At 69.9% G+C, this 6,039-nt stretch carries 5 protein-coding genes; 3 read left to right on the top strand and 2 right to left on the bottom strand.

Annotation, left to right across the window (positions count from 1 at the left end; translation table 11 throughout):
• Together KUTG_RS10500 and KUTG_RS10495 are read right to left on the bottom strand one after the other, a co-directional pair.
• Window positions 1-1,505, bottom strand: a 1,505-nt coding sequence (locus KUTG_RS10500; RefSeq protein ID WP_232240743.1) for an FAD-binding dehydrogenase, incomplete at its 3' end; no start/stop codon positions are given.
• Window positions 1,502-2,131: a TetR/AcrR family transcriptional regulator gene (locus KUTG_RS10495; RefSeq protein WP_043716591.1), complete on the bottom strand. Its 630-nt coding sequence runs from the start codon at window positions 2,129-2,131 to the stop codon at window positions 1,502-1,504. The genes KUTG_RS10500 and KUTG_RS10495, both read right to left, overlap by 4 nt.
• 112 nt (window positions 2,132-2,243) lie before the next feature.
• Here KUTG_RS10495 and KUTG_RS10490 point away from each other — a divergent pair, with 112 nt between their 5' ends.
• The 3 genes from KUTG_RS10490 to KUTG_RS10480 form a co-directional block, all read left to right on the top strand.
• A complete protein-coding gene (locus KUTG_RS10490) occupies window positions 2,244-3,482 on the top strand; it encodes a S53 family peptidase (protein ID WP_157494443.1) in 1,239 nt (412 codons plus the stop codon).
• 79 nt (window positions 3,483-3,561) lie between these two features.
• Entirely contained in the window at window positions 3,562-5,184 is a 1,623-nt protein-coding gene (locus tag KUTG_RS10485; RefSeq protein ID WP_043716589.1) for an alpha/beta hydrolase, read from the top strand.
• 191 nt (window positions 5,185-5,375) lie between these two features.
• The coding region (locus KUTG_RS10480; RefSeq protein ID WP_043716588.1) for an AMP-binding protein at window positions 5,376-6,039 on the top strand (664 nt) is incomplete at its 3' end.

Below are 6,039 nucleotides of genomic sequence, written 5' to 3'. Positions count from 1 at the left end.
CCGGCCGCACCACCTGTGAGTCGAGGTTGGTCTGCCCCGCCCAACGTCTTGCGGGTCAGGATGTTCAGCCGCACGGCGATCAGCGGGCCGTGCGCCGGGTCCAGGATGCGGTGCGGCTTGGCCACCCGGGACACCTTGTCGGTGAAGACCTTGCGGGCGTTGCTGATGGCCATCAGCTGGAGGTCCTTGCTGAACGCGTTGCGGGTCTCCTGGTCGCGGGCCCGGATCTGGCGCAGCAGGTCGTCGTAGGAGATCTGCGGGCCGCGGGACAGCTTGTTCATGCCCGCCACCAGTTCCTGGAGGTTGTCGGCCACCACGAAGTCCACGCCGTGCTGCTTGAACGCCTCCACCGGACCCGGCGCGCCCTTGCCCAGCCGGCCGGTCACCGTGAGCTTGAGGTCCTTGCCGGTGATGTCCGGGTTCTGCTCGGAGCCCGACAGCGCGAACTCCTTCTCGATGATCGACTGGGTCAGCACGAACCACGAGTAGTCGTGGCCGGTGGCCAGGATGGCTTTCATCGTGCCGTTGGTGTCGAAGCCCGGGAAGTTGGGGGAGGGGAGGCGCTTCCCGGTGGCGTCGAACCACATCGAGGACGGGCCGGGGATGATCCGGATGGCGTGGTCGGGCCAGATCGGGTCCCAGTTGTTGATGCCCTCGGTGTAGTTCCACAGCCGGTCCCGGTTGACGATGTTGGCGCCCGCCGTCTCGGAGATGGCGATCATGCGCCCGTCCACGTGCGCCGGCACGCCGGAGATCATCGTCTTCGGCGCCGGGCCGAGCCGGTCGGTCGGCCAGTTCTTGCGGATCAGGTCGTGGTTGTGGCCGATGCCGCCCGAGGAGACGATCACCGCCTTGGCCCGCAGCTCGAACTCGCCGACCTTGGTCCGCGAGGACGCCTTGCCCCGCTCCAGGTCGGTCGGCTCCAGCACGGTGCCCCGCACGCCGACCGCGCGGCCGTCCTCGACGACGATGTCGTCCACCTGGTGCCGGAACGCGAACTCCACCAGGCCGCGCTTTTCCCCCTCCAGCACCGGTTCCAGGAACACGCGGACGACCTCCGGCCCGGTGCCCCACGTGAGGTGGAAGCGGGGGACCGAGTTGCCGTGGCCGTCGGCCAGGCCGCCGCCGCGCTCGGCCCAACCCACCTGCGGCATCACCCGCAGGCCCAGCTCGTGCAGGTACTGCCGCTTCTCGGTGGCGGCGAACCGGACGTAGGCCTGCGCCCACTGCCGGCCCCAGAAGTCCTCGTCCTCGCGGTCGAAGCCGGCCGAGCCCTGCCAGTCCTGCCAGGCCAGCTCGAAGGAGTCCTTCACGCCGATGCGGCGCTGCTCCGGGCTGTCCACGAAGAACAGGCCGCCCAGCGACCAGAAGGCCTGGCCGCCCAGGTTGTTGCGGTTCTCCTGGTCCACGATGAGGACCTTGCGGCCCGCCTTGACCAGTTCGTGCGTGGCGACGAGGCCGGCCAGCCCCGCCCCGACCACGATGACGTCGGGCTCGATTGTCATGACCGTCCTCCGGTTTCGATGCTGTAGGCCGTCAGGACCCGTTCGAACAGGTCGGCGCGGCGCCGCCACACGGCGGGATTCTCCGGTTCCAGCAGGCACTGCGCCGCGGTGCCGTCGTGCACGGCCACCAGAGCCTGCCCCAACGCCACCTGATCGGGTGTTTCTCGGCCGATTTTTCTCAGCAGGGCGGCGACCACCGGCGTGATGGCCCCGGCGATGGCTTCTTCCCGCGTTTTCATCACGCGGCGCAGGCCTGGGTTGCGCAGCGCGTGGGCCGTGAACTCCGAGGTGATGCGGTACCAGGTGTCGTCCACCGGCACGGCCGGCGTCACCAGCTCCACCACGCCACGGACGTTGCGCACCTTGGCCGTGTCCATGCCGTCCAGGGCCTGGCGCAGGCCGTCGATCAGCTCGGTCGAGCGCTGCTCCCACATGGCCAGGAACAGGTCGTCCAGCGAGGCGAAGTTCGAGTAGAAGGCGCCTCTGGTGTATCCGGCCCGGTCGCAGACCTGTTCCACCGTCGAGCGGCCGAAACCCTGCTCGGCGAAGACCGTCAGGGCGGCGTCCAGCAGCCGTTGGCGCGTCTCGCCCCGGCGCTTGGTGACCCGCTTCGGTGTCGTGTCCATCTGATACGAAAATGTATCGGATACATCCGTGAATTGGAAGCGCGGAGTCCGGTGGTTGTGTCGACACTGACATCACGCAGAGTGCCCGGGAGGTCACCGCATGTTTGCCGGCATGGTCGCCGTACTGTTGGCGTCGTCGCTCGTGTCCGTCTACCCCGACACCGCAGCCCTGCACGCCCAGGTGCAGGCCGGCACCCTGTTGCAGAACCACGGGGTGATCGCCACCTGCGACGTGTGCGACTCGGAGATCGTCACCGAGGCCCAGGGCTCGGCCGCCCCGATGACGACCGTCGTCCCCGTCGGCTACAGCGCCTCGGAGCTGGCCGCCGCCTACCACCTGCCGGCCTCCGGCGGCGTCGCCGGCACCGTCGCCCTCGTCGACGGCGGCGGCTATCCCGGCTTCGAGTCCGACCTCGCCGCCTATCGTTCCCAGTTCGGCCTGCCCGCGTGCACGGTGGCGTCCGGCTGCCTCAAGGTCGTGGACTACCAGGGCGGTCCGCCGCTGCATCCCGACGGCACCGACGAGGAGAAGCAACTCTCGCTGGAGACCGCGCTGGACGCCCAGATGATCTCCGCCGCCTGTCCCGCGTGCAAGATCCTCCTGGTGCAGGCCCCGACCCGGGACTTCTACCTGTCGTCGTTGCACACCGCCACCGACGCCGTCCCCAGCATCGCCCGCGCCGTGTCCACCGCCGTCGCCGCCGGCGTCTCCGCGGTCAGCATGAGCTTCGGCTATCCGTCCACAAAGGACATCAACACGGGTCCGATGAGCACGGTCTTCTCGCACCCCGGTATCGCTTTTGTCGCCTCCTCCGGCGATTCCGGCTACCACGGCAACGTGCACGGCTACTGGCCGCAGAACCTGCCGAGCGTGATCTCCGCCGGCGGCACCGCGCTGTACCAGACCTCCGACGGCTTCGCCTCCAACGCCTGGAGCGGGGCCGGCAGCGCATGCGAGACCGATCTGCCGCCGGCCAACGGACAGCCGGCCGCCGTCGCCGCCGTCTGCGGCGGCCATCGCGCCTCGTCCGACGTCTCCGCCGTCTCCGACCCGGCCACCGGCGTCGCTGTCTACGACTCCTACGCCGCGGGCGGCTGGTACACCGTCGGTGGCACCAGCGCCGCCGCGCCGTTCATCGCCGCCCTCTACGCCCGCGGCGGCCATCTGTCCCGTGTGGACGGTCCCAACACCCTCTACGCCGCCCCGGCCGGCGCGTTCAGCGATGTCACCCTCGGCCAGAACGCCGCCGCCCACGGCTGCCAGCCCACCTCGCTCCAGCTCTGCGTCTCCGGCACCGGGTGGGACGGCCCCACCGGCGTCGGAACCCCCAACGGCCTGGCCGGTTTCTGACCGGGGTGGTACTAGCACCACCTTGTTTTGTCACCCTAGTGCCAGTGCGCTCCTTGCCGTTGGGCGCAAAGCTGGTCCCATGTCCTTTCGACGCGTCACCGCCACGCTGACCGCCGCCGTGCTGGCCGCCGCCCTCATACCGCTGGCGCCGGCATCGGCGTCGCCGGCGCTGGCCTGGGGCGCCTGCCCGTCCGACGCGCCGTCGCCCTCGAACGCGCTCCCGCTGTCGGCCTACCAGTGCGCCTCTCTGGCCGTTCCACTGTCCTATCAGGATCCGGTAGGTCCGAAAATACAGATCGCCGTGGGCCGCCTGCCCGCGGTCGATCAGGCCCACAAGCTCGGCACCCTGTTCTACAACCCCGGCGGCCCAGGCAATCCCGGCCGGATCCCGCCCGTTCTCACGCCCGCCCTCCACCAGCGCTTCGACCTGGTCGGCTTCGACCCTCGCGGCGTTGGCGCGAGCACCCAGGCCCACTGCTTCACCTCGCCCGACCAACTCGCCGTCCTGCAACGGGTCGCCGCCCAATTCCCCATCACCCCCGAGCAGAAGACCCAGGAGCTCGCCGACGCCCTGACCATCGACGACCTCTGCGCCCGCAACGCCGGTCCGTTGTTCTCCCACATGTCCACCGCTAACGTCGCCCGTGACCTGGACCGCTTACGAGCCGCCGTAGGGTCGTCAACCCTGTCGTACTACGGCCTTTCCTACGGCACCGTCCTCGGTGAGACCTACGTCAACCTGTTCCCCGACCGGGTGCGGGCGATCGTCCTGGACGCCGTCGACGACCCGGTGAACTGGAGCACTGGCTATCACCCCTCCGACGTCAACGTTCCCTTCAGTGTCCGCCTCGGCGCCGATCTCGGTGTGCAGCAGGCCTTCCGCTCTTTCCTCTCCGCCTGCGCCGCCACAACCCGTTGCGCCTTCAACACTTCCGGCGCCAACCTCGTCGACAAGCACAACCAGATCCTCGACCACCTGTCCGCCGATGGGCCGGTCACGATCGCCGACCCGGCCACCGGTCAGCCCATCACCGTTCGCTACCAGGACGTCATCGCGCACATCGTGCACACCCTCGACGACGCCGGAAACTCCCCGGCCCTCGCCGAATACCTGCAACTGGTGAGCACGGCCACCCAGACCCCGCCCGCAGCAACCGTCACGGCTGCCCCCATCACTACCTCGCTCGACCGCCTGTCCGCCGATGGACCGGTCGCCATCGCCAACCTGGCCGACCCGGCGCCGGCCACTCCCATCAGCACGCCGTTCGACAGCCTGCTCGGCGGCGGCGCGACCCAGTGCGCCGACGCCCGCAACCCGGCCGATCCCGCTGTCTGGCCCCGATTCGCGGCCGCCACCGACCAGCGGGCTCGGGGCTTCGGGCCCTACTACACGTACCTGTCCCTGCCTTGCGTCCGCTTTCCCTCGGCCGACCCGGACCACTACGCCGGCCCCTGGAACCGTCACACCGCCAATCCGGTCCTCCTGCTCGGCAACAGCCAGGGCGACCCCGACACCCCGTATCCCGGCGCGCAGCGAACCGCCAAGCTGCTCGGCAACGCGGAGTTGCTGACCCTGAACACCTTCGGCCACGGCTCCCTCAACCACAGCCGCTGCGTCGACGACGCCGTGGACGCCTACTTCCTCCAGCTCCGTCCACCCGCGGCGGACACCGTCTGCCAACCCGACAAGGAGCCGTTCTAGTCATGGCCGGGGCAGGTGAGGGTGCGCCCGCGCGGGGCAGCGTGTGCACCACCGACTGCCAGCCGGCTCGGTCCGATCGACCGACCGTTGTGCCCGGCCGGCCGCGACGCACGGGCGTTTCGTGCACACACGCAGTCGTGGACTGACATGACCGATTGCCAATGCGTTGCCGCGGTGCGAAAGTCACGCCCATGACTGCACAGGCGCGGCTGCTTCCGGAACTGGTCGAGCACTGGGCGCAGGCCAAGCCCGATGCCGAGGCCGTCAGCTACGAGGGCCGGAGCTACACGTGGTCGCAGTGGTGGGACCGGATCCGCCGGGTCGCCGGCGCGCTGCGGGCGGCTGGTGTCGGGCGTGGCGACCGGGTCGCCTATCTGGACAAGAACAACCTGTCGTGCCTGGAGGTCGTGCTGGGCGCCGGTTCGCTGGGCGCGGCGACCGCCATCCTCAACTGGCGGCTCGCCCCCGACGAGCTCGACTACGTGGTGCGCGACTCCGGGGCCCGCATCCTGTTCGTGGCCGACGACCTGCTGCCCAGCGTCGAGGGCATCGCCGGCCGGCCGGCGACCGTGCTGCTCAGCGGCTACGAGGACATGATCGCCGCCGCCCCGGCCGAAATCGACCCCGAGGTCCGGTCCGAGGACCCCGTGCTGGTCATGTACAGCTCCGGCACCACCGGCCGTCCCAAGGGCATCCTGCTCAGCCACGCCAACGTGATCTCCCACGCCCGCAACACCGGCGAGGCCATGCCGGTCGAGGGGGACTCCCGCAGCCTCGTCGCCATGCCGCTGTTCCACGTCGGCGGGTCCTGCTACGCCATGTCCGGCTTCCGCGAGGGCATCCCGTCCACCGTGC

It is taken from the genome of Kutzneria sp. 744, from assembly GCF_000568255.1.
GTDB lineage: Bacteria > Actinomycetota > Actinomycetes > Mycobacteriales > Pseudonocardiaceae > Kutzneria.
The sequence above is the reverse complement of the archived record's forward strand: the minus strand, read 5'-3'. Positions and strand labels throughout refer to the sequence as shown.

What these genes read in the sequence shown, in the direction of transcription:
- KUTG_RS10495 (WP_043716591.1), bottom strand. Translation starts at nt 2,131, where the DNA reads ATGGACACGACACCGAAGCGGGTCACCAAGCGCCGGGGCGAGACGCGC.
- KUTG_RS10490 (WP_157494443.1), top strand. Translation starts at nt 2,244, where the DNA reads ATGGTCGCCGTACTGTTGGCGTCGTCGCTCGTGTCCGTCTACCCCGAC.
- KUTG_RS10485 (WP_043716589.1), top strand. Translation starts at nt 3,562, where the DNA reads ATGTCCTTTCGACGCGTCACCGCCACGCTGACCGCCGCCGTGCTGGCC.